The 22,260-nt window shown below is 61.5% G+C and carries 20 protein-coding genes; 14 read left to right on the top strand and 6 right to left on the bottom strand.

Annotated elements, in window-relative coordinates; genetic code table 11:
* Positions 1–199: 199 nt before the first annotated feature.
* From R4P65_RS05700 to R4P65_RS05675, 6 genes are all read left to right on the top strand, one after another.
* Complete coding sequence (locus R4P65_RS05700) at positions 200–4,846, top strand: NAD-glutamate dehydrogenase (protein WP_317825776.1); 4,647 nt, start codon at positions 200–202, stop codon at positions 4,844–4,846.
* 109 nt (positions 4,847–4,955) lie between these two features.
* Entirely contained in the window at positions 4,956–5,711 is a 756-nt protein-coding gene (hutC, locus tag R4P65_RS05695; RefSeq protein WP_230815477.1) for a histidine utilization repressor, read from the top strand.
* A 217-nt stretch (positions 5,712–5,928) separates the two neighbouring features.
* The gene (locus tag R4P65_RS05690; RefSeq protein WP_317825775.1) at positions 5,929–7,323 is read left to right on the top strand and encodes a serine hydrolase domain-containing protein; all 1,395 of its coding nucleotides are present in this window, start codon (positions 5,929–5,931) and stop codon (positions 7,321–7,323) included.
* A gap of 98 nt (positions 7,324–7,421) precedes the next feature.
* Entirely contained in the window at positions 7,422–8,501 is a 1,080-nt protein-coding gene (locus R4P65_RS05685; protein ID WP_317825774.1) for a dipeptidase, read from the top strand.
* A gap of 32 nt (positions 8,502–8,533) precedes the next feature.
* The gene (locus R4P65_RS05680; RefSeq protein WP_317825773.1) at positions 8,534–9,469 is read left to right on the top strand and encodes an alpha/beta hydrolase; all 936 of its coding nucleotides are present in this window, start codon (positions 8,534–8,536) and stop codon (positions 9,467–9,469) included.
* An 86-nt stretch (positions 9,470–9,555) separates the two neighbouring features.
* Positions 9,556–10,062, top strand: a complete 507-nt coding sequence (locus R4P65_RS05675; RefSeq protein ID WP_317825772.1) for a ClbS/DfsB family four-helix bundle protein — start codon at positions 9,556–9,558, stop codon at positions 10,060–10,062.
* Here the strand turns inward: R4P65_RS05675 and R4P65_RS05670 are convergent.
* Complete coding sequence (locus R4P65_RS05670) at positions 10,053–10,631, bottom strand: GNAT family N-acetyltransferase (RefSeq protein ID WP_317825771.1); 579 nt, start codon at positions 10,629–10,631, stop codon at positions 10,053–10,055. The two genes, R4P65_RS05675 and R4P65_RS05670, sit on opposite strands and share 10 nt — an antisense overlap.
* 214 nt (positions 10,632–10,845) lie before the next feature.
* Here R4P65_RS05670 and R4P65_RS05665 point away from each other — a divergent pair, with 214 nt between their 5' ends.
* Positions 10,846–11,640: an SDR family NAD(P)-dependent oxidoreductase gene (locus R4P65_RS05665; protein WP_317825770.1), complete on the top strand. Its 795-nt coding sequence runs from the start codon at positions 10,846–10,848 to the stop codon at positions 11,638–11,640.
* Between the two features lies 1 nt (position 11,641).
* Here R4P65_RS05665 and R4P65_RS05660 read toward each other — a convergent pair whose 3' ends face one another.
* Genes R4P65_RS05660 through R4P65_RS05645 form a run of 4 tightly spaced genes read right to left on the bottom strand, consistent with a single transcriptional unit; the run spans position 11,642 to position 14,408 of the window.
* Positions 11,642–12,100 carry a nuclear transport factor 2 family protein gene (locus R4P65_RS05660; protein WP_317825769.1) on the bottom strand — a complete coding sequence of 153 codons (459 nt, stop codon included), beginning with the start codon at positions 12,098–12,100 and terminating at the stop codon, positions 11,642–11,644.
* A gap of 51 nt (positions 12,101–12,151) precedes the next feature.
* Positions 12,152–12,940, bottom strand: a complete 789-nt coding sequence (locus R4P65_RS05655) for an SDR family NAD(P)-dependent oxidoreductase (protein WP_317825768.1) — start codon at positions 12,938–12,940, stop codon at positions 12,152–12,154.
* 30 nt (positions 12,941–12,970) lie between these two features.
* The gene (locus R4P65_RS05650; protein ID WP_317825767.1) at positions 12,971–13,267 is read right to left on the bottom strand and encodes a hypothetical protein; all 297 of its coding nucleotides are present in this window, start codon (positions 13,265–13,267) and stop codon (positions 12,971–12,973) included.
* A complete protein-coding gene (locus tag R4P65_RS05645) occupies positions 13,245–14,408 on the bottom strand; it encodes a Rieske 2Fe-2S domain-containing protein (RefSeq protein ID WP_019745333.1) in 1,164 nt (387 codons plus the stop codon). Before R4P65_RS05645 ends, R4P65_RS05650 begins: the two co-directional genes overlap by 23 nt.
* Before the next feature lie 237 nt (positions 14,409–14,645).
* Here R4P65_RS05645 and hsaA point away from each other — a divergent pair, with 237 nt between their 5' ends.
* The 7 genes from hsaA (at position 14,646) to R4P65_RS05610 (ending at position 20,581) form a co-directional block, all read left to right on the top strand.
* On the top strand, positions 14,646–15,812 hold the full coding sequence (hsaA, locus tag R4P65_RS05640; RefSeq protein WP_317825766.1) for a 3-hydroxy-9,10-secoandrosta-1,3,5(10)-triene-9,17-dione monooxygenase oxygenase subunit: 1,167 nt from the start codon (positions 14,646–14,648) through the stop codon (positions 15,810–15,812).
* Positions 15,813–15,850: 38 nt separating this feature from the next.
* On the top strand, positions 15,851–17,143 hold the full coding sequence (locus R4P65_RS05635; protein ID WP_317825765.1) for a glutamine synthetase family protein: 1,293 nt from the start codon (positions 15,851–15,853) through the stop codon (positions 17,141–17,143).
* Positions 17,144–17,207: 64 nt separating this feature from the next.
* Positions 17,208–17,567: a metalloregulator ArsR/SmtB family transcription factor gene (locus tag R4P65_RS05630; RefSeq protein WP_317825764.1), complete on the top strand. Its 360-nt coding sequence runs from the start codon at positions 17,208–17,210 to the stop codon at positions 17,565–17,567.
* Positions 17,560–18,021, top strand: a complete 462-nt coding sequence (locus R4P65_RS05625) for an SRPBCC domain-containing protein (RefSeq protein WP_317825763.1) — start codon at positions 17,560–17,562, stop codon at positions 18,019–18,021. The genes R4P65_RS05630 and R4P65_RS05625 overlap by 8 nt, the downstream gene beginning before the upstream one ends.
* Positions 18,022–18,102: 81 nt before the next feature.
* Positions 18,103–18,981 (top strand): SMP-30/gluconolactonase/LRE family protein, encoded by an 879-nt coding sequence (locus R4P65_RS05620; RefSeq protein WP_317825762.1) that lies wholly within the window; start codon positions 18,103–18,105, stop codon positions 18,979–18,981.
* A 1-nt stretch (position 18,982) separates the two neighbouring features.
* On the top strand, positions 18,983–19,999 hold the full coding sequence (locus tag R4P65_RS05615; RefSeq protein ID WP_317825761.1) for an LLM class flavin-dependent oxidoreductase: 1,017 nt from the start codon (positions 18,983–18,985) through the stop codon (positions 19,997–19,999).
* A gap of 30 nt (positions 20,000–20,029) precedes the next feature.
* A complete protein-coding gene (locus R4P65_RS05610; protein WP_317825760.1) occupies positions 20,030–20,581 on the top strand; it encodes a pyridoxamine 5'-phosphate oxidase family protein in 552 nt (183 codons plus the stop codon).
* A 79-nt stretch (positions 20,582–20,660) separates the two neighbouring features.
* Here the strand turns inward: R4P65_RS05610 and R4P65_RS05605 are convergent, their stop codons facing one another.
* Complete coding sequence (locus R4P65_RS05605) at positions 20,661–22,193, bottom strand: FAD-dependent oxidoreductase (RefSeq protein WP_317825759.1); 1,533 nt, start codon at positions 22,191–22,193, stop codon at positions 20,661–20,663.
* Positions 22,194–22,260: the final 67 nt, after the last annotated feature.

Raw genomic sequence — 22,260 nt, 5'->3', positions numbered from 1 at the left:
ATCTAATGGAATCAAATTGCCACTAGTTGGCATGGACTGACTATGGCCGAGGGTGGCGAATTTGTCCAGAGGTGTAGCTGTTGTGTCGCGGCTCACGTTCTGCAATGATCAACTTGTCTACTCCTGTATAGACAAGTTGATCGCGGATCGAACCCCCTACAAGTCGGAAGCAGCGTGGCTTTCGGCGGAAGGTGCTGACATGAGCCTCGTTTCAGTCGACATGACACCGGACTCCGAGAATGTGAGGAGGGTGTCCAGTACGTATTTCGAGGGCTTGTCGGCGGATCGATACGCTGCGCTTGCCGAAGACCGCAAGCGTGCGATCGTCGCCGCGCACATGGACCTTTCGCGTCGGCGAGGACATAATTCGTCGATCTCGCGACTCGCGCCGGCCGGGGAGTTAGGGGACGGCCCGGCGATTCAATACGTCGGCGACGACATGCCGCAGCTCGTCGAAGCGGTCCTGGCGACACTCGCCCGCGCTCGCATGGAACCGGAATTCGTGGTGCACCCCGTGCTTGGCACAGTCGTGCAACCGGCGCACAGCACCGGAGGCGCCCAGATTGGTGAGCGCACCGAATCATGGATTCACATAGGACTACCCGCACATTGTTCGGACGAGCAGGCGCAGGTGATCGCGGAGGACGTCGACGGAATCCTCGACCGAATCGCGCATGCCTTCCGCGATTCCTTACCCCTGCGGGATCTTGTCGACGAGGCTCGCGAGCAACTGGACTCGGATGGCTACGCAGAAGAGGCTGACTTCCTCCGGTGGTGCAGCGCCGGAAACTTCAGCGTCGTCGGCGGAGCGCGGACAATCGACGGCGAGGAGACGAAGACTCTCGGCGTGCTCCCCGATCCAACCGGCTCTTCGGATTCGAAAGCGGCGCCCCTCTCGGTCGGGGTGGTGTCTCTCGGGCAAGGGTTCGGTGGCTCCGCCTACGCCACCGAGATCGATGTGTCTGTCGGTGACCGTGCGTACCGGTTCATCGGGTCCTTGACCGCGACCGGCCTTGTCTCGGATGTTCGACGAACCCCGCTCGTGCGTGGACGTGTCGCAGACATCTTCGATGCCTCCGGATCCACCGTCGATTCGTTTGTCGGACAATCGATGCTGGCAGTAATCCAGTCGATCCCGATCACAGTGCTGTTTGCAGCCGAGCCGGCCCGAATCGCGGACGCGCTGGACGAACTCACTTCGGTGGACGGCCGCACGTCGATCCATCTTTTCTTGCAACCGGTGGGATGTTCTCCTGCGGCTGGGCCGGACCAAGAGTTGTCGGCGTTGCTCTTCGTTCCGCGCGAGAAGTTCAGTACGACGATCAGAACAACGGCCGAGTCGGTACTCGCCGACGCACTCGGTGCCCGCAATATCGAGTTCTCCAGTCGAGTCTCGGAATCCCCCTTGGCCGTCGTACATTTCACGGCCGCAGTCGGCGGCGGCGCGAACTTCGCGTCGGCGCGACAAGCACGGGAGATTCGGGACCTCGTCGTTGACGCGTGCCTGACATGGGACGAGCGATTCGTTCTGGATGCTTCGCACTACGACGAGCGGCGCAGGCGTGCTCGGTTCGCCGAGCGAGTTCCGGTGGCATACAAGCAGGATTTCGACGCTGTCCGAGCCGCCGAGGACATGGCGGTGTTCGAGGGCCTCGCGCCCGGAGAAGTAAGTCCACGGTTGGCCCGATCTGTCGACGGACCCGGTACTCACCGTCTCGGGCTGTACGTATCGGGTGATCCGCTCTCGTTGGGCGAGGTGCTGCCCGTATTGCAGAGCCTAGGCGTCGAAGTGGTCGACGAGCGTCCGTACGAGCTCGTCTCGGCAGGCTCGGAACAGTCCTGGATCTACGAGTTCACGCTCGGCTATCCGAGTGCGCCGGTCGAAGGCTTCGACAACTTTGCCGCGCGGTTCGCGGCGACGTTTGCCGCGGTTCGAAACGGCTCCGCCGAGCCGGACTCGTTCAACGAACTTGTCGCGATCGCCGGACTCGGTTGGAAACAGGTAGTGGTGCTGCGGGCATACGCGGAGTTCTTGCAGCAAGCAGGATTTCCGTACAGCACCAGTCGCGTCGCCGAGGTACTTGCCGATCATCCCGAGATCGCCGCTGGTCTGTGCGAATTGTTCGAGAGCCGTTTTGATCCCGACGTCGTAGACGGAGATCGAGGTGCGCGTGCAGCAGCGGAGATGGAAACGGCCGTGGCACAAGTGCAAGGACTCGACGCCGATCGGATCCTGCGTGCATTGTCCGAACTGGTCCGTAACACGTTGCGTACCAACTACTTCGTCTATGGCACCGAATCGCTCGGCGCACTCTCGTTGAAGTTCGATTCGGAGAAGCTGTCCGTACTGCCCTTCCCTCGAGCGAAGTTCGAGATATTCGTGTACTCACCCGATGTAGCAGGTGTGCACCTTCGCTTCGGTACGGTTGCCCGCGGCGGCTTGCGCTGGTCGGATCGGAAAGAGGACTTCCGCACCGAGGTCCTGGGATTGGTGAAGGCGCAGGCAGTCAAGAACGCAGTCATCGTGCCTGTCGGCGCGAAGGGCGGATTTGTCGTCAAACGCCCGCCGGTTCCAGGGCAGGGTGTAGACGCAGACCGAGAAGCTACCTTGGCGGCCGGGATCGAGTGCTACCGATCCTTCATTCGCGGACTACTTGATCTCACCGACAACGTCGACAAACAGAGCGGCGCCGTTGTCGCAGCGCGACGGGTCGTTCGCCACGACGGAGACGACACATATCTTGTTGTCGCCGCGGACAAGGGCACTGCAAAGTTCTCCGACATCGCGAACGAAGTTGCTGCGGAGTACGGATTCTGGCTCGGCGACGCCTTCGCCTCCGGCGGATCGGTCGGCTACGACCACAAAGCCATGGGTATCACGGCGAAGGGCGCCTGGGAAAGTGTCAAGCGGCACTTCCGGGAGCTCGGCGTCGATACTCATCACGACGACTTCACCGCGGTGGGGATCGGAGACATGAGCGGTGACGTCTTCGGTAACGGAATGTTGTGCAGCAATCACATTCGCCTGATCGCGGCGTTCGATCATCGGCACGTGTTCGTCGACCCGAACCCGGCAGCGGAGCGCTCGTACGACGAGCGATCACGTCTCTTCTCGCTCCCACGATCGTCGTGGGCCGACTACGACCCGACCCTGATCAGTGCCGGCGGCGGAGTGTGGGAGCGCTCGGCAAAGCGCGTTCCGATCAGTGACGAGATGCGACAGGCGCTGGGCCTCGAGGACGACGTCACCGAATTGACTCCACCGCAACTGGTTCGGGCGATTCTGCGGTCCCCGGCAGATCTGTTGTGGAACGGCGGCATCGGAACGTACGTCAAGGCCTCCGGTGAGTCCGACCTCGAAGTCGGTGACAAGAGTAACGACGCGGTTCGGGTGAACGGCAACGAAGTGCGCGCACGTGTGATCGGTGAAGGAGGCAACCTCGGCCTCACCCAGGCCGGACGGATCGAATACGCGCGCATCGGCGGGCGGATCAATACCGACGCTCTCGATAATTCCGCGGGAGTCGATTGCTCCGATCACGAGGTGAACATCAAGATCCTTCTCGACTCCCTGATCAGCTCAGGCGCCGTCGCGGACTCACATCGCGACGCACTGCTCGAATCGTTGACCGATCAGGTCGCCGAACTCGTTCTTGCAGACAACCGTTCACAGAACGAACTGATGGGCACCACACGTGCGGATGCGGGGGCGATGATCGGCGTGCACGGCAGAGTGATTTCGAGCCTCGAGGCTCGCGGAATCGTCGACCGCGTCATCGAAGGGTTTCCGACCAAGAAGCAGTTCGCCGCGGCCGAGAAGGCGGGAACGGGACTGACGTCGCCGGAACTCGCCACATTGATGGCCCACGTCAAACTCGATCTGAAATCCACTCTGTTGGCGGGAAGCTCGATCGACAACCAGATCTACCGCAAGGCGCTGGTGAACTACTTTCCGGAGGGCGTTCGAGATGCAGGGGGCGACGCCCTCGACCGGCACCCACTGCGGCGCGAGATCGTCGCGACGGTGCTGACGAACAGCGTCGTAGATCGGGGAGGCATCACCTATGTGTATCGCCTCGGTGAAGAGGTCGGCGCTGATCCGGAGGACGCAGTACGCGCCTTCACCGTGGTGTCCGAGGTGTTCGGTCTGTGGGAGTTGTGGCGCGACATCAGAGAAGCCTCGAGCTCGACTGCTGTGTCCGACGAGTTGATCCTGCTCACCAGGCGACTGCTCGACCGCGCGTCACGGTGGATGCTGACGCGTCGGCCTCAACCGCTGGCCGTCGGGGCGGAGATCAGCCGATTCGGTGATCGCATCGCCGAGGCATCGGCCGAACTCGATGGCTGGCTGGTAGGTGCAGATCAGCGGAACCTGGCTGCGCGAACTGTCCTCATCACGGACAAGGGCGCGCCGGAGAACCTGGTCAGGCGAGTGGAGATCCTGCTCGACCAGTTCGGGCTGCTGGACGTGGTGGAGATCGCGGACCTCGCCGATCGCACAATCGCGGAGACCGGCGAGCTTTACTTCCGGCTCGGTGAGCATGTTGGGCTCGTCCCGATGCTCAATCGAGTGTCAGCATTGAGCAAGGACGGAAAGTGGAACGCGCTGGCCAGGTTGTCGTTGCGTGACGAGTTGTACTCGACGGTGCGGGCATTGACCCTCGACGTCTTGGCCGACGCGCAAGCGGGTGACTCGACAGCGGAAAAACTCTCCCGGTGGGAAGAGAGGAATGCGTCGAGAATCGAGAGGTCCACTCTCGCGCTCGCCGAGATCGAGGCATCCGGGCAACACGATCTTGCTGCGCTTTCGGTTGCGACGAGCCAATTGCGGCGCATGGTGGGTTAGGCCCGGCGCGGACGCCCGCGGATGGATCGGAAAGGTGCACGAGGCGGATAGACTTCGGAGGCCGAACGGGAGAACCGACTCGGTGGTTTTCGACGAACGGGTGGTGGCGATGGCGATTGCCGAGGTGGACGCAGAACTCGCCGTGCTGTTCAACGAGGCAGGCGGCGAGTCCGCCCCTGCCTACGAACGGGTCAAGAACCTCGTGGTCTCGCAGATCAACTCGGGTCGGTGGACCGAAGGCGATCAGCTGCCTTCGGAAAACCAACTGGTGAGTGCGCTGGGATTGTCACGTATGACGATCAATCGAGCGCTTCGTGAACTCACCAACGACGGTCTGATCGTGCGGATGATGGGGGTCGGTACCTTTGTCGCCGCCACGAAGACCGCGTCCCCGCTGTTCGAAGTCAAGAACATCGCCGACGAGATTCAGCGCCGCGGCCACCGTCATCGAACCGAGGTCGTCTTCGTTCGTGAGGAAGAAACCGACCACGGGCAGACGTTCCTTCGTGAATCGGTGGGCAAACGGGTGTTCCATTCGCTGATGGTGCACTTCGAGGACGAAACTCCGATTCAGGTGGAAGATCGGTTCGTGAATCCGAACGAGGCGCCCGACTATCTGCGCCAGGACTTCACTGCGATCACCCCCAACAACTACTTGAGTGACGTTGCGCCTCTGGTTCGCGGTGAGCATGTCGTGGAAGCGGTGTTGGGGAGCCCGGACGAATGCGAGCTGCTCCGCATCGATCGAGGGGAACCATGCCTGCTGATTCGCCGCCGCACCTGGTCGGCCAACGGGTTGGTCAGTGCGGCGCGCTTGATCCATCCGGGTTCACGCAATCGCTTGGAAGGAACCTTCGAGCGCTGATCGTTTCGAATGGCGAATCCTGAACACAGGCTCGTCCGATCGCACCATTTTCGGGTGCAACTTCGGTGCAATCGACCAGGACGTGACTGCGAGCACACTGAGATCATGGGTGGACGGCTATTGCTTCCGCAACCTCACTTCCCGACGAGTGAGACCTGAGCGGATCGAAGCAACGCCATCTACGCCACTGGCTTCCATGATCGAAGGAGTTCGACCTGTGACCGACTTGCCAAAGGACCTACTTGTCGCCCCGAAGTGGCAGGAACGCCTCGACGAACTGGCAGCCAAGCATTCGGTACCGGGCGCGCAGGTCGGTGTGATCGCGCTGGGTGAAGACGGCACTGCGGATATCCGCGTGATCACCACCGGAGTGACGAGCCTGAACACGCGAGTCGACGTCGATGCCGACACCCTGTTCCAGTACGGATCCGCGAGCAAGATCTGGACGACGACGCTGATCATGCAACTCGTCGACGAGGGCAAGCTGACGCTGGACACCCTGGTGGTGGAGGTGCTTCCGGAGTTCACGATCGCAGATCCTTCCAACACGAAGGAAATCACGATCCGCCAGTTGCTCACGCACACAAGCGGTATCGACGGAGACCTGTTCAACGACACCGGTGACGGCGACGACTGCGTCGAGAAGTACGTCGACGAACTCGCGACCGCGATCAGCGTCACCGAGCCCGGCGGGCATCTGAGTTACAGCAACGCGGGTTTCGCCGTGGCCGGCCGTATCGTCGAGGTTCTTCGTGAGATGACGTGGGACGAGGCGTTGGTCGAATACCTCTGGAAGCCACTCGGATTGACGCACATCATCACCAAGGCCAAGGACGCCCCGCTGTTCCGCACGGCTGTCGGCCATGTGGCCAACCCGGATTGGACGTCGCCGGACAAGGTGGTTCCGACCAAGCAGTGGCTGCTTCCCCGCGGTATCGGTCCGGCCGGCATCATCACCGGATCCGTCAGCTCGCTCCTGACCTTCGGTGCTGCACATATGCGTGACGGCCTCGCATTGACGGGTGAACGCATTCTGTCCGAAGAGTCCGCGCGCCTGATGCGCACTCCGCAATTCGACCTGACCGCGGTCTCGAGCGTCGATCAGGCCTGGGGTCTCGGATGGATCCTGTCCGACTGGGGCGGTGTGACGTCCGCGCAGCACGGCGGTGCGACGATCGGTCAGATCACTCGTTTTCACACCTTCCCCGAGCTCGGTCTCGCCATGGCCGTAGTCACCAACTCGCGTGGCGGCGGTGCCCTGGCCCACGACATCGAGAAGGAGATCGCGCAGGAGCTCGACCTCGTTTTGCCGGAGCCGAAGTCCGAGCCGAATGCAGAAGACATCGACCTGTCGAACATTCTCGGAACCTATGAATCGACAACCGTTCGCATCGAACTCACGCGTGGCGACGACGGCGGATTCCAGGTGCAGAACTTCGCCAAGATCGAGATCGACGGCGAGCCGCCGGCCCCGCCCACCAAGGTCGTGCCTCTGTCGGCTTCCCGGTTCTCGATCAGTAACGAGAGCGCTTCGGGTGAGATGGCTCATCTCACGATCGATGGCGAGGAATATCTGTACATGACCAGGCTTTTCAAGAAGATTTCCGACTAGTCGCGGCGAGATGATTCTCTCCGCTGGATGAAATCTCGGGCAGGTCGAGGGCGATGAGGGCCCTCGACCTGCCCGCACTACTTTCCCGAGGAAGACTCATGATGAAACCTCTCGCTCCTTTCCCGGACGTGAATCACCCAGCGGCACTGGATGCTTACGGCCTTGCGCCGGTCATCGACGGTCACAACGATCTGGCATGGACGGCTCGCGAGACTGCCGCCTACTCGGTGGAGAATCTCGAGAAGGATTCCATCTTCCAAACCGACATCGACAAACTCGGTCGCGGTGGCGTCGGTGCACAGTTCTGGTCGGTTTACACCCCGTGTGACCGGACGGAGGCCGAGGCTGTCCATTACACACTCGAACAGATCGACTATGTGTACCGGATGATCGGGCGGTACCCGGATACTTTCGAATTCGCGCGTACAGGTGACGACGTGCGTCGCATCTGGAGCGAGGGCAAGGTTGCGTCATTGTTAGGCGCAGAGGGCGGTCACAGCATCGGCAGTTCGCTCGGCGTCCTGAGAATGATGGCGCGCCTTGGTCTTCGGTACATGACTCTGACGCACAACGACAACACCGGGTGGGCGGACTCCGCGACGGATACGCGAGTACACGGCGGGCTGACGGACTTCGGCCGCGAGATCGTGCGCGAAATGAACCGGCTCGGCGTGCTCGTCGACCTGTCGCACGTCTCGGTGGAAACGATGAGAGATGCCATCGAGACGTCGTCGGCACCGGTGATCTTCAGCCATTCGTCCTGCTCTCAGCTATGCGGTCACCCCCGCAACGTTCCCGACGACGTCATGCGGCTGCTCGCGGCAAACGGCGGGGTCATCATGATCGCCTTTGTGCCCATGTTCCTTTCTTCCGAGTACAACGAGTGGTTCAAAGGCGGGCGGGTCGGCCCACGGCCGGCGATGACGGTGGACCATCTGGCCGAACATGTCGAGCATGCCCGAGACGTCGCGGGCATCGACCACATCGGTTTGGGTAGTGACTACGATGGATTCGACGACTTTCCGGACGGTATGCAGGACGTATCCGGTTTCGCGGTGTTGATAGACCGTCTGGCGGAACGCGGTTGGTCTGCGGAAGACTTGGCAAAGCTGATGGGCAACAACGTGTTGCGTGTGCTCGACGAGACAAGTGTGGCCTCGATGTCGAGCCTTTCCTAGCCGTATCGACGCCCGAAAAGATGGGGATGAGAATGAAGAAGATTCGTACCGTTGCACTGAAGGTTCTTGCTTCGGTGTCCGTAGTTCTGGTTGTGCTGGTATCGATAGCGCTCGTATTCAATGTCGGCTCCGCCAAGGCGAGTGTTCCGACCGGGGAAACCGGCAACCAGTTCGTGTCCGTAGACGGAAAGAACATGAGCTACTCGATCCGCGGCAACGGCGATCAGACCATAGTGCTGCTACCGGGGTTCGGAACGTCTGCACCGATTCTCGACTTCAAATCGCTCATCAACGAGCTTGCCCCTGATTACCGCGTGGTCACGATCGAGCCCTTCGGCTACGGATACAGCGACGCCACCGACAAGGACCGCACGGCTGAGAACATCGTCGAAGAGATACACGAGGCTGTGCAGGCCTTGGGAATTGACGAATACATCCTCATGGGTCACTCGATCACCGGTGTTTATGCCTTGGACTACACAGCGAAGTACGGCGACGAGGTCACCGCTTTCGTGGGCATCGACAGCAGCGTCCCGGGGCAGCCGAACATGGACACCAAGTTCCCGATCGAAGCCTTCCGCGTTGCAAAGAAATTGGGCTTCTCCGACGTCCTGGCGAAACTCGGTGGCAGCGAGGAAACCGATGCATACCTCGATGAAGCCGAGAAGGCAGAGATGAGCAGACTGGTCGCGAAGAACAACTTCAGCGACACGTACCTCAACGAAATGGATCACCTCTCGAGCAACTTCGCCGCGGCGATCGGCAAGACGTTCCCGGCCGATCTTCCGATTCTGTTGTTCGCGGTACAGAATTCCAAGGTCCAGGGCTGGACAGAGCTGCACGAAGGACAGGCAGCATCGGTCGATCATGGTGAATTGGTCTTGCTGGACGGAGACCACTACCTGCACCACACCAAGTCGAAGGAGATCGCCGAGAACGTCAACAGATTCATGGGAGAACTGAACTAGCTTCGGTAGACGTTAAGTTGGACGCGGGGTCATCGGATTGCGATGGCTCCGCTTCTTCCATTTTTTGACGAAAGTTCGGAGGCATTGTGGCGCAGACCTTGTCACGCGAGGAACTGGCGAGTGAGCTGGACAAGGCGTATTCGAAACTCGACGCGTTACTCGAGAGCGCCGCCGAGGCCGATGTTTTCGACGCCATTGCCGTCGATGCGTGGACGGTGCACGACGTACTCTCTTTGCGTGTCTGGTGGGCAGAGGCCGTCGTAGAGTGGATAGGTGCCGGATTGCGAGACGAGACACCGCAGACGCCGGCTGCGGGTTACAAGTGGACGCAAACACCCGCGCTGAACCAGTCGGTGGTCGAGGCGAGTGCAGGTACCTCGGTTCGAGAGCTTCGGGATCGTTTGCGCGCGGCCGTCGCAGCGCTGCGTCGGTATGTGAAAACTCTCGACGACGATCAACTGCTGTCGGTCGGGGTTTTCTCGTGGACCCGGACGTGGCCGGTGTCGAGGTGGATCGCCGTCAATACGATCACCCAATACGCGTCGTTGTCGAAAATGATTCGGCGAGTGCTGAAGTCGAACAATCAGCCCTGAAGTCGATGCATCCGCCATACGTCCGGTCCGTCGGGGAGCGAGGTCTGTCCGACGATCGTGAAACCGAACCGTTGGTACAGCGGGAGATTCCGTTCGGTTGACGTATCGAGCCAGCAAGTCTGTTCGGTTCGATCCAGTTCCGCCAAAGCATGTTTCAGTAGTCCAGAGCCCAATCCACTGCCCTGTGAACGCGGTGTCGTACCGATCGTTGCCAACGACCACGCGTGCTCGAGGGCGGGAAGCGCAGACAGTTGTTCGTCAGCCTGGAGAATGCGCTCGAACCGATCTCCGTGCAGTTCCACGATCTTCTCGACAGTCGCTTCATCAGGCTCCGGGGCGTCGGGCGGCAGGACTGCGATGACGCCGTTGCCTGAATCATCGATGTATGAACGTCCGAACGGTAGTGCCAGGTGTTCGAGGTAGATCCGTTGTAGAGCGGCGACCCGTTCCACGTGAGAGTCTTCGGCGACGCACCAGTTCGTCCAGGGATAGTCGGCAAAAGCCTCGCCGAGAACCTCGGCGGCACGGTCGAGGTCGTTGATGGACAGCGGTCGAACAGAATTCTGCATAGTGCCACTTCAGCACAGTGGTGTCTTCTGTCGCCACTCGATTTCGGCGGTGTAGCAGGTGCGCGGGCCGTGGTCACGTACTTGTGAGTTCATTCAAGAAAGTTGGACGCGGCTGTCGATCCTGCGTTCACTGGTAGTGATCGGGTAATCGCCGAGCTGTCAATTTCGGGCACATGAGATCCGGGTACGGCGATTCCCCGCGAAGGGAATGAATATGAACAGGCTCGAAGGCAAAAATGTAGTGATCACCGGCGCCGCCAGCGGAATCGGGCGTGCAGCAGCACAACTCATGGCGGCAGAAGGCGCCAAGGTGCTGGTTGCCGACCTCGATCCAGCTCGAGCGGAGGAAGCAGCGGCGGCGATACGCGAGACCGGTGGCACTGCGCTGGGTTTCGGCGTCGATGTCATGAACGAGGAGTCCCTGGCAGCGATGATCGAAAGGGCGGTCGCCGAATTCGGTGGCATCAACGTCTTGTGCAATCACGTGGGCGGTAGTAATCCGCGCAAGGATCTCGACCTGCTACGGATGGACCTGGACGAGTGGGATCGCGTGATGTCGCTCAACGTCCGAAGCACTGTGGTCGCTTCACGCCTTGCGATTCCGCACATGAACAGTGCCGGCGGAGGATCGATCGTCAACACGGCCTCGGTCGGTGGATCGATCGGAGACTCCCTGCAGTCGGCCTACGGGTCTGCCAAGGCGGCGGTCATCCGGTTGACTCAATACATCGCAGTTCAGTACGGAGCAAACGGTGTTCGGTGCAACGCCGTAGCGCCGGGTGCGATCATGACACCCGCACTCGTGGACAACATCCCTGCTGACGTCATCGAAGGCATGAAGCAGGCCAACGCCCTGCCTTACCTCGGCGAACCCGAAGACATCGCACACGCCATGGTCTACCTGGCGTCGGACGAATCTCGCTACATAACGGGGCAGACCTTGGTGGTCGACGGCGGACTCACCAGCAAGAGTCCACTCGCGACCGGCCGGTCGTCGATGTTGAGCTGAGTCAGCTCCGCCAACCGCTGGGGCCGGCTCCCAGAACCTCGATGGATCCCTGACTGGCGTGTGAATGCTTGGTGCGGTGCGTCATTCGCCACGTTCCGTCGATTCGCGACCACGAATCGTGGTAGTCGCCGAGCGTGAAGAAGTTCAGGTGAGCTTTGCTCCCGGTGCCCACGTGCATGTCACTGACGTAGGAGCGGCTGGTGGCAATATCACCGACCACCTCGACCAGCACGTTGCCGATCAGATGTTGGGTGGGACCGCACTCGTCGAGGAACGAGCGGATGGAAGCCACTACCTCGGCGGGTCCGCACAGAGTTCCGGTTCCCAGTTCTGCCGTAGCGTCCGGAGTCATGATCCGGTGGAGTTCATCCCAGTCCCGCGCATCCATGGCTCGGGCGAACTCGAAAATGGAGCGGGTGATCTCGCGTTCGTCGAGAAGAGTGGTGATGTCGACGCTCATGCTGTGCGCCTTTCTCGGGCGTCGGGGGTTAATAAAGGCGCACAGCAGAAGTCAGCGGTTCAGCAGCTTGCGCATCGCTTCGGCAGCGCCCTTGACCATCTTGTCTCGGGGGAAGCCGCTGCGCTTCTTGGCGCCTTCGTAGTTTCCTGCAGCAACCCAGATCGGGCCGTCGGCAAGGTGTTCGAGGCCTTCGCGTGCAACATCCTCGGGCTCTGCGACGTTCATGCCCGGGATGTCGAAGTTCAATCCCGCGCGAATCATGGCCGGCGTGCGAGTGACACCGAGAATGAACTCGACGACGTGAACGCCGTACGGCTGAAGTTCGAGCCACAGGCTTTCGGCGAAGATGCGACCGAAAGCTTTCGAGGCCGCGTAGATGCTCTGGTGCTCGGAGCCCATGAATCCGGCCAGCGAGCCGAGCAGCATGATGCCGCCTCGTCCGCGATCCTTCATCAAACCGCCGAAGTGGTGCGAGAGTTCGAGCTGCTTGTTGATGTTCAGCTCGATGACTCCGGCGAATCCCGTCAAATCACCGGTGACGAACTCGTGGCCGTAGCTGTTGGCGCCGGCGTTGAAGATGAGCAGGCCGACCTCGACGTCGTCGGTGACAGCCTTGATCTGGTCGAGCGCGTCGGGAACCAATAGATCCAGTGCAAGAGTTCGTACTTCGACGCCGTTGGCGCGTGCCTTGGCCGCGGTCTCCTCGAGTGGGCCCGGCTTGCGGGCGATGAGAATGAGGTTGATGCCGATCTTGCTGAGCTCGTCGGCGAACCCTGCGCCGACACCTTCGGAACCGCCGGCGATGACTGCCCACGGGCCGTAGTACTGGGGATCGATCATTACTACCTTCTTCGAAAGATGTTGGCTCGTCTAGTGAAACGGAGCGGGTACTGGTTCGCTGTCGTCGATGATCGGCTGAGGCGCCGGCTCGTCGTTGAGAATCTCGAGCTCGCCGGCGGTCGCGGCGTTCACGATGGACGCGATCAAGGCGCCGCACTCCTTGCGAGGAGCACCGGGTCGTCCCTCACGTTGCCCGAATTCACGGTCGTCGGCGATTTCGAGGCACTGGGCGCGGGCCTGGTCACTCCACTGAACGGTGGTGTGTTCCCAACTGTTCTTCTGGACCAGGACCTGCGCCTTGCACTCAGCGCACTGAAGAGGCTGCATCTTCGTCTGCCTTCTTCGCAGCGAGGTTGTCTTCGACTTCCTTCTGCCAGGCGGCGACGGGTCGCGCGGTGTCGAGTTCGAATTCGAAGCGCTCGGTCATCTCGGGAGCGATGTCAGCGACGTCGACGTAGAACTGTTCGTACCAGCGACGGAGCTGGTAGACCGGGCCGTCTTCTTCGCACAGGAGCGGGTTCTCGATGCGAGTCTTGTTCTTCCAGATCTCGACGTCCTGCTCGAAGCCCTTGGCGATGAACGTGCCGAAGTTCGCGGCCATCGCGTCGGCGGCTTCACCCTGGAAGCGATCGGACTTCTTGACGATGATGCCGTACTGGAGCACGAACTTGTCAGCGCTGACCGGGTAGTGGCAGTTGATGAGCACAGAGTCGACGTTGTAGTCCTCGTACTCGTAGGTCAGGTCGTCGACCATGAAGGAGGGGCCGAAGTATGTCGCAACCGAGTTGCTGCCGACCATCTTCGGGGTGCCTGCTGCGTGGGGACGCATGTCCGAGCGAGCGACGCCGCGCATGTACTGCGTTGCGGCGTGGCCTTCGAAGACGTTCTTGAAGTACGTCGGGAAGGAGTAGTGCACGTAGAAGAAGTGCGCCATGTCGACGATGTTGTCGACGATTTCACGACAGTTGGTGTCGACGGTCGTGGTGTACCAGACCCAGTCGCTCCACTCGTCGCTTAGCGCGCCTTCGATGCGGGGGATGGCTACGTCGTCGGTCGGCGGGTTGCCCTCGGGGTCGTGCCAGACAAAGAGCATGCCGTCCTGGTCGAGGGTCTGCCATGCGCGCGTCTTGGCCAGCGGGGGAACGCGGCGTGCGTACGGAATCTTCTGGCACTTGCCGTTGCCGCCCCATCGCCAATCGTGGAACGGACAGGCAATGGCGTCGCCCTTGATGGTGCCCTGGCTCAGGTCGCCACCCATGTGACGGCAGTACGCGTCGAGGATCTTGACGTTGCCTTCACTGTCGGCGAAGACGACGAGCTTGGTGCCGAACGCCTCGATGGAGTGCGGCTGGCCGTCCTTGAAGGACTCCGTGAGCCCAATGCAGTGCCATCCACGTGCAAAGCGAGTAGGCGCGGTTCCAGCTTGGATCTCGCGAACTTCGTCGTTGTCGGACTGATTGATCGTCACGATGAGTCCCGTCCTTTCCAGGGGCAGTGTCGACGCCCGACGCTAGGGGAGCGTGAATTGCCTCTGGGGCCTCGTCTCACTGGCCGGGACCTGCGGAGAGCGCGAGGATCCGGCGGCTCATCCCGGCCTTCGGGACTTCCGATCACCGGACCGCGTGACCGACATATCGTGGCGAGGCAGCCGTTATGTCTATCTGCCGATCCGCTCCCTCACGGTTCGGTGCGAGGAGTGTCTCCTATGGTCAACAAGGTTCTGAGCTCAGTCTGTGATCTGCTTCCGAAGATCGCGGCCCGTGCTCAGAAGGTCGACGATTCGCGCAAGATCTCCGAACGGACCATCCGGGAACTGTCCGAAGCCGGTGTCTTCTCCATGCTTGCGCCGAAGAGATACGGAGGCGCCGAGAGCGACCCGGTCCACTTCTACGAAGTCATCAGGGCCATCTCCGCTGCCTGTGGCTCGACCGGTTGGGTCGCCTCGGTGGTGGGAGTGCACCCGTGGCATCTGGCGCTTTTCGACGACCGAGCGCAGGACGACGTGTGGGGAGAGGACCAGACGACGCTCATCTCGTCCGCCTACGCGCCGGTCGGTCGACTTACGGCGGTGGACGGTGGCTACGAACTGTCGGGCCAGTGGGGTTTCTCTTCCGGCTGTGATCACGCAAGTTGGGCATTGCTGGGAGCGATGGTGGTCGGCGTGGACGGCCGTCCCGTCGACTTCATGACGGTGCTGGTGCCGCGCACCGATTACGAGATCCGCGACGTCTGGGACGTCGTGGGAATGAGAGGCACCGCGAGCAACGAGATCGTGGTCAAGAACGCGTTCGTTCCCGAGCACCGCTTGAAACGCAATTACGAAACCGCGCAACTGAGTGGGCCTGGCCAAGCGGTCAATCCTGGCCCGCTGTACAAACTTCCGTTCGGGAGCATCTTCACCTCGACGGTCGCTGCTCCGTGTGTGGGCATCGTCGCCGGTTGTTACGAGGGGTACCTGGACGTGATGTGTGAGCGCGTCCGTCTGAGCCTGGGTGGCGGACGGTTCAGCGAGGACCAGTTCGCTCAGGTCGCCGTCGCACGTGCGTCGTCGGAGATCGATGCCGCGATTCTGCAGATGGATCGCAACATCCGGGAGATGTACGAACTTGCTGTCGCCGGCAAGGAGCTTCCGCTCTCGATGAGGCTGCGCGCGCGTCGTGATCAGGTTCGCGCGACGGAACGTTCGGTGGAAGCGATCGACATGCTGTTCAAGACGGCAGGCGGCAACTCCCTCTCTCGCGGAAACCCGATCGAGCGTGCGTGGCGTGACGTTCATGCGGGCAGCGTTCACGTTGCCAACGAACCCGAGCGCGCGTTGGCGCTGTACGGCCGGGCGGCGTTCGGACTGCCGGTGGAGGACAACCTGATCTGACCGGTTGGCGCGCCACCGGGTGGGGTATTTGCCTTTGGATGAGGGAAGTACCGGCTCTGACCATCGGCTCGATCGTCGACATGGCAGGTGTCGCGCGCGCGAAAGTGATGCCGGCTGGCCGAACCGGTGTCTTCGAGGAAGTCGGTGCGGGAGTCTCACCGAGCTGGAACGTCTTCTGTAGCGATGATCGGATTGCCTTCACCGATTCCTTCTCGGTCGTCGGTGATCTCCGATTGCGTATCGACCGATCCGACCTCCGCGATCTCGGCGGGGGTGTGTCGTGGGCGCCGGCCACGTTGCACGAGCAAGACGGTTCGACGGCTGCCGTGTGCACACGTTCCGCGCTTGCCGCGGTCGTGGCGCGGCTTGCTGCCGACGGACTGGAAGCTCGGGTGGGTAACGAGATCGAGTTCACTCTTTTCGGTGATGTGTGCGGCGGTGAGTGGTCGGCCTACGGTCTGGGCGCAGTCCTTGGTCGCGAAGACTTCCTCAAGGACCTCCTGCGCAATGCCGAACGCGCACAACTGCATATCGAGCAAGTCCATGCCGAGTACGGAGCAGATCAATTCGAGATGTCGATCGCGCCGAGTGCTCCTGTTCAAGCCGCTGATCTCGCGGTGTTGGCTCGGATCTTGATCAGCCGTACAGCCAGAGCGCACGGATTGGCGGCCTCGTTCTCGCCGTTTCCCACCCTGGGCGGCGCAGGAAACGGTGCACACCAGCACTTTTCGATGACCGCAGATGGTAGGCCAATCTTCTCCGGTGGCAATCGGGAGCACAGAATGACGGATGCGGGAGCTTTCGCCTTGGGTGGAGTCCTCGCTCATCTGACGGAATTCACGGCCGTCTTTGCGTCCTCACCGCTCTCCGGCCTCAGGCTGCGCCCGGACAGTTGGTCGGGGGCCTACGTCTGTTGGGGGCTCGAGAACCGCGAAGCGGCACTGAGGTTCTGCGCAGAGTCACCGTCGAATCCGCACGGCGCCAACGCCGAAGTGAAAAACGTCGATCCGTCGGCCAACCCGTATCTGGCGACCGCTGCGATACTTGGCCTTTCGCATATCGGTATCGGCAATGCCGCGCCATTACCTGCGGAAATTGTGGTGAACCCGTCGACTCTCACGGATGCGGAACGCGATGAGCGCGGGGTGACCCGAGTCCCCACCGATCTCGGCGAGATAGTGCAGAAGTTCAACTGTTCCTCGGCGGCGAAGGAAATCTTCGGGGAGTCGATCATCGAAGCGATGGTGTCCGTGAAGGGAGCTGAGCGGGAGACGTTCTCCCAGATGGACGAGGCGACAACCGTCGAACGGCTTCGATACACCTGGAGTTGAAGGGTTGACGCCCAAGTTCCTGAGTTCTATGTTTAAGTTATTCCTTAATTAAGGAGTTGCTTACATGGATGAGCGAAGTGGCCGGCTCGATGCAGTGTTCAGCGCACTGGCCGACCCGACGAGGCGTGAAATGCTCTCTCGCCTGACGGATGGTTCGATGACCGTCGGTGAGTTGGCTGAGCCGTTCGAGATGAGTCGACCCGCCATCTCGCAGCATCTGAAGGTGTTGGAGAAGGCAGGTCTCATCGAACGGACCGCCACTGCGCAATGGCGCACCTGCACCCTTCGCGCAGAGGGACTCGACGACGCCAGTGCCTGGGTCAACGAACATCGGCGGGATTGGAACGAACGCTTCGATCTCCTCGACGAGCGTCTACGTGAGCTGAAGCAACGTCGACTGAAGAAGGAGAAGGACAATGAGTGACCAGAATGCAGATACCACCGCAGAATTCACCATCTCCCGAATCTTCGACGCACCACGTGAACTCGTGTGGCAAGCGTGGACCGATCCCGACGAGGCAGCACGCTGGTGGCATCCCGAGGGCGTCAGCAGCCCCCGGGAGCACGTCACGATCGATCCCAGAGTTGGCGGAACGTACCGCTACTTGATGATCAACGACGAGAATGGAGCCGAGTACCCCACCGGCGGAACCTATCTCGAGGTCGACGAGCCGAAGAGGCTTGTCTTCACCTGGGGAAATCCGGGTGATCCGGTAGGCGCTGCGCCTCGAATAACGGTCACGCTCGCAGAACGGGGTGACAAAACCGAAATGACATTCCACCTGGTAGGGATTCCGGGATTCAAGGGTGACGGGAATGTGTACGACGGGTGGGAATCCGCGTTCGACGTGTTGGAAGAAGTTCGCGCCGGCGACTAGTCGGGAATTGCACACCGCGACCGGGGCGCCGGTGATTGAATGAGGCTGACACACCATTCTTCACCGACGCAGGAGAGCCTGATGGCACCAGAAGTTGCGGTAGTTCTCGAGGGATACACCTACTTCGAATGCCCGCGCTGGCACGAGAACCGGATCTGGGTGTCGGACTTCTACACCTACCAGGTGATTTCGGCCCGCGAGGACGGGACCGACATACGCGTCGAGGCGGAGGTTCCAGGGCAGCCGTCCGGGCTGGGGTGGCTTCCGGACGGCAGATTGCTGGTGGTCTCCATGCGGGACCAGAAGATTCTGCGGCGAGAATCCGACGGCGAGTTGGTGGTGCACGCAGACTTGTCCGAGTACGTCAGTGCCAACGTCAACGACATGCTGGTCGATGCGCAGGGACGAGCGTACGTGGGCAACTTCGGGTTCGACCTGATGAACCTGGCTCCCGTCGAGACGGCAGATCTCCTCCGCGTCGACCCGGACGGATCGGTACACGTCGTGGCGCGAGATCTCCACTTCCCCAACGGTATGGCTCTGACGTCGACCGGAGATCTGCTCGTGGACGAAACGCTGGGAAATCGAATCAGTGCATTTGCGGTTCAGGCCGACGGCTCCCTGAGTGAACGCCGTGATTGGGCGTCGTTCGGGCCGGTACCTGGTGGCCCCGAGGTGGAGACCACTCTCGCTCAGATCGTCGTTGCGCCCGACGGATGTTGCATCGACGGAGACGATTCGATGTGGGTGGCCGATGCCCTTGGAAGTCGTGTTCTTCATGTGAGCGCCGGCAAGATAATCGATGAAATTGCCTTCGACAGCGGTGTCTTCGCGTGCGGGCTCGGCGGCTCCGACGGACGTACGCTGTTCGTCTGCGCCGCACCGGACTTCAATGAGCACGCTCGTAAGGTCGCCAACGAAGGAAAGCTGTTGTCGATTCGCCTGGAGCCGTTGGGCTGACATGGAATTGGTGACCTCGCTACCTGCCGACACTCCGCTACGGCAGGTAGCTCAGCACGTCGAACGCATCGAGAAACTCCGTTTCGACACGGTACACATCTCCGAGACCGTCCGCGATCCTTTTGCGGTGGCAGCACTCGCCGTCGAACACAGCACCACCCTCACAGTCCGGACGTCGATGGTTGTCGCATTTGCGCGCAGTCCCATGGTGACGGCTTTGGCTGCGTGGGATCTGGCGGACTTCTCCGGCGGACGATTCCAGCTGGGGCTCGCGACGCAGGTGCGAGGGAACATCGTCGGGCGGTACTCGATGCCGTGGACGGATCCTGTTGCGCAACTGCGTGATTACGTCAGTGCTGTACGCGAGATCTTCCGAGTGTTCCAGGAGGGCGGTGAACTCGACTATGCCGGAACGCACTACACCTTCAACCGACTGCAGCCCTACTTCAATCCGGGGCCGCTCGATGTTCAGGCTCCGGAGATCTGGACCGGGGGAGTGAACTCCCGCATGTGCTCACTGGCAGGAGCCGTCGCCGACGGTTTTGTTGCTCACCCCACCAGCTCCCATCCGAAGGTGCTCGCGGAGAGGATTATTCCATCATTGACGGCAGGCGGAAGGAAGCCGCGACTGATTGCCGTTCCGAAGACGATCACCGGCAAAGATCGTGCTGCGATACTTGCTCAACGAGAAGCGGTGCGCAGCGAACTTGCCTTTCTCTACTCCACGCCGGCATATCGAACCGCGCTCGAGGTTCTCGGCTTGGCGGGGATCGGCGAGAAGTTGACCGCAATGGGGAGAGCTGGGGAGTGGGCTGATCTGGGTGCCGTCCTCACCGAGGATGTTCTCGACAGGCTGGTCACGCAATGCACCTACGCCGAGCTCCCCGAGGTGCTGAGTTCGAAATACGCGAGTCTCTGCGACGGCATTGCACTGGCAGTGCCGGCGGATCCCGCCGACGACCGCACCTTCGCAGCGATGTGTGAGGGGCTACGCGCGGCCTCAGCGTCCGCCAAGTGACGTGCCGTCGGCGCGAACTACACTCTCGACATGGGGCGCGTCTACGAAGGCATCGATGAAAAGCTCACCACGTGGTTGCAGGCTCAACCGCTGTTCGTTGTTGCTACCGCGCCGTTGTCTCCTGACGGGTTGATCAATTGCTCACCCAAAGGGGGAGTCGGATCGTTTGTGGTGCTGACATCCACCCGGGTGGCGTACCTCGATCTCACTGGCAGCGGTGTGGAAACCATCGCGCACGTGCGCGAGAACTCCCGAATAACCCTGATGTTCATGGCATTTGACGGTCCGCCGAAGATCGTTCGACTGCACGGTCACGGACAAGTTCTGCTTGCAGGGTCGGAAGCGTTCAACGCGATTGTCGGTAGGTTCCCGGAGCATCCGGGGCTGCGGTCGATCGTCGTGGTCGATCTGACGCGCATTTCGGATTCGTGCGGATACGCAGTACCGCTGATGGACTACCAATCCGATCGTGACGTGCTCGACCGCGTAGCGGAGAAGCGGGGTCCGGAGCGGCTCATCGCCTATCGCGCCGAGAAGAACGCGAAGAGTGTGGACGGTTTGCCCGGTATCGACGCGGAGTGATACAAAATCGCGACGCCGTGAGAAAGAGTGTGGGGCAGGTGATTCTGACATTGCCTGCCCCACGACCTCGTTGTGCTGGTTACTTCGCCATGTCCTGGGCTGCTCGGTACGAGAAGACCATGGCCGTGCCGAGTGGAACTCCGGGGCCGGGGTAGAAGCGGCCGCTCAGTGACGCGCTCGTGTTGCCGGCGGCGTACAGGCCGTCGATGGCGCTGCCGTCAGCACGCAGGACTCGGCCGTTGACGTCGGTGACCAATCCGCCCTTGGTGCCGAGGTCACTGAGGACGATGCGGGCCGCGTAGAACGGACCGTTCTCGATGGCCGTCAGTGCCGCATTCGCACCACCGTTGGGTGGGCAGAAGAACGCGTCGTACGGGTCTTCGCCGCGATGGAACTCTTCGTCGACGCCCAGTTTTGCGGCATCGTTGAACTTTTCGACAGTGCTGCGCAATGCGTCGGCCGGTAGTCCGGTCTTGGCAGCGAGTTCTTCGAGTGTGTCGGCACCGACCCAGGTTCCGGCTTCGAGGTGCTTGGCGGGCGCCGTGTTCGGGATGCAGATGGCGGGCAGTCCGCCACCCTCGCGCGAGTCGAAGATCATGAACGACGGCACGGCAGAACCGTTGTCGTCGTGAGCATCCATGGCTCGTCCGAACTGGTCGTACGGAAGCGATTCGTTGAGGTAGCGCTCACCGGCGCTGTCGACGACGAGCCCACCGCGAACGCCGACCATGAAGGCGGCGCTGCCGTCGGGCTGCTCGACGCCGGGGCAGAACCACGCCTGATCGAGCAAGGCTGTTGCGCCGCCGACAGCAATTCCGGCGGAGATCGCGTCGCCGGTGTTGGCGCCGAAGGGGCCCATGCTCCAGATCGCCTTGCCGGGGGTGCCTGCCTGCTCACGCATCTCGGCGTTGCCTTCGATGCCGCCTGCTGCCATCAGGACACCGCGGTTCGCCTTGATTCGCTGGGTTTCGCCGCCGGATTCGACCTCGGCGCCGACAACACGGCCGTCTTCCACGATTAGCGAGGTGAGGACGGATTCGGTGCGAAGTTCTGCCTTGCCGGTGCTCTGAACTGCGGCCAGCAGACGGCCGATCAGTGCGCGCCCACCGATCATCGGGCCGGGAGCATGATCCTGACCGGTGCGGTCTTGGTCCAGTTCCGGACGCACCTTGCCGGCGAGGTCACCGATGTCGGCGGGATCGAGATCGAGAGGGTTGATGGAGCGTCCCGTGTCCATCCGGCCTTCGGCTTTGTAGTAGTCGGGGAACGCACGGAACTCGAATTCGATGTTCGGGTTCTGCTCGAGTAGAGCGACGACAGCGGGAGCGGTCTCGACGTAGGCGTCCTGGCGCTCGGACTCGGTGTCACCGAGCAACGCGCGCAGATAGGTGCGGGCATTCTCGGTCGAGTCGGGAAGTCCGGCGCGTTCCTGCACCTGGGTACCTGGGAGCCAGATCGAGGCGCCCGAGTAGGCGGAGGTCCCGCCGAAACGATCGGTTTTCTCGAGGACGATCGTCGTCAATCCCTGAGCAGCGGCGGTATATGCGCCGGTCAGCGCTCCGCCGCCGGAGCCGACTACCAACACGTCGCACTCGCTGGTCCAGTCCTGCATCATTGCGTCCTTACTCCAAGAGGGTGGGGTGTCCACGGAATACCGCACGGCACTGGAAGGCCATGCC

It is taken from the genome of Rhodococcus sp. IEGM 1318, from assembly GCF_033142465.1.
Lineage (GTDB): Bacteria > Actinomycetota > Actinomycetes > Mycobacteriales > Mycobacteriaceae > Rhodococcus_F > Rhodococcus_F qingshengii_B.
The sequence above is the reverse complement of the archived record's forward strand: the minus strand, read 5'-3'. Positions and strand labels throughout refer to the sequence as shown.

Excerpts from the sequence above, each read along its gene's own strand:
- R4P65_RS05670 (WP_317825771.1), bottom strand. The coding sequence starts at position 10,631 with ATGCAGAATTCTGTTCGACCGCTGTCCATCAACGACCTCGACCGTGCC.
- hutC (WP_230815477.1), top strand. The coding sequence starts at position 4,956 with ATGGCGATTGCCGAGGTGGACGCAGAACTCGCCGTGCTGTTCAACGAG.
- R4P65_RS05620 (WP_317825762.1), top strand. The coding sequence starts at position 18,103 with ATGGCACCAGAAGTTGCGGTAGTTCTCGAGGGATACACCTACTTCGAA.
- R4P65_RS05635 (WP_317825765.1), top strand. The coding sequence starts at position 15,851 with ATGAGGGAAGTACCGGCTCTGACCATCGGCTCGATCGTCGACATGGCA.
- R4P65_RS05630 (WP_317825764.1), top strand. The coding sequence starts at position 17,208 with ATGGATGAGCGAAGTGGCCGGCTCGATGCAGTGTTCAGCGCACTGGCC.
- R4P65_RS05680 (WP_317825773.1), top strand. The coding sequence starts at position 8,534 with ATGAAGAAGATTCGTACCGTTGCACTGAAGGTTCTTGCTTCGGTGTCC.
- R4P65_RS05650 (WP_317825767.1), bottom strand. The coding sequence starts at position 13,267 with ATGCAGCCTCTTCAGTGCGCTGAGTGCAAGGCGCAGGTCCTGGTCCAG.
- R4P65_RS05605 (WP_317825759.1), bottom strand. The coding sequence starts at position 22,193 with ATGCAGGACTGGACCAGCGAGTGCGACGTGTTGGTAGTCGGCTCCGGC.
- R4P65_RS05685 (WP_317825774.1), top strand. The coding sequence starts at position 7,422 with ATGATGAAACCTCTCGCTCCTTTCCCGGACGTGAATCACCCAGCGGCA.
- R4P65_RS05615 (WP_317825761.1), top strand. The coding sequence starts at position 18,983 with ATGGAATTGGTGACCTCGCTACCTGCCGACACTCCGCTACGGCAGGTA.
- R4P65_RS05610 (WP_317825760.1), top strand. The coding sequence starts at position 20,030 with ATGGGGCGCGTCTACGAAGGCATCGATGAAAAGCTCACCACGTGGTTG.
- R4P65_RS05700 (WP_317825776.1), top strand. The coding sequence starts at position 200 with ATGAGCCTCGTTTCAGTCGACATGACACCGGACTCCGAGAATGTGAGG.
- R4P65_RS05655 (WP_317825768.1), bottom strand. The coding sequence starts at position 12,940 with ATGATCGATCCCCAGTACTACGGCCCGTGGGCAGTCATCGCCGGCGGT.
- R4P65_RS05660 (WP_317825769.1), bottom strand. The coding sequence starts at position 12,100 with ATGAGCGTCGACATCACCACTCTTCTCGACGAACGCGAGATCACCCGC.
- hsaA (WP_317825766.1), top strand. The coding sequence starts at position 14,646 with ATGGTCAACAAGGTTCTGAGCTCAGTCTGTGATCTGCTTCCGAAGATC.
- R4P65_RS05665 (WP_317825770.1), top strand. The coding sequence starts at position 10,846 with ATGAACAGGCTCGAAGGCAAAAATGTAGTGATCACCGGCGCCGCCAGC.
- R4P65_RS05625 (WP_317825763.1), top strand. The coding sequence starts at position 17,560 with ATGAGTGACCAGAATGCAGATACCACCGCAGAATTCACCATCTCCCGA.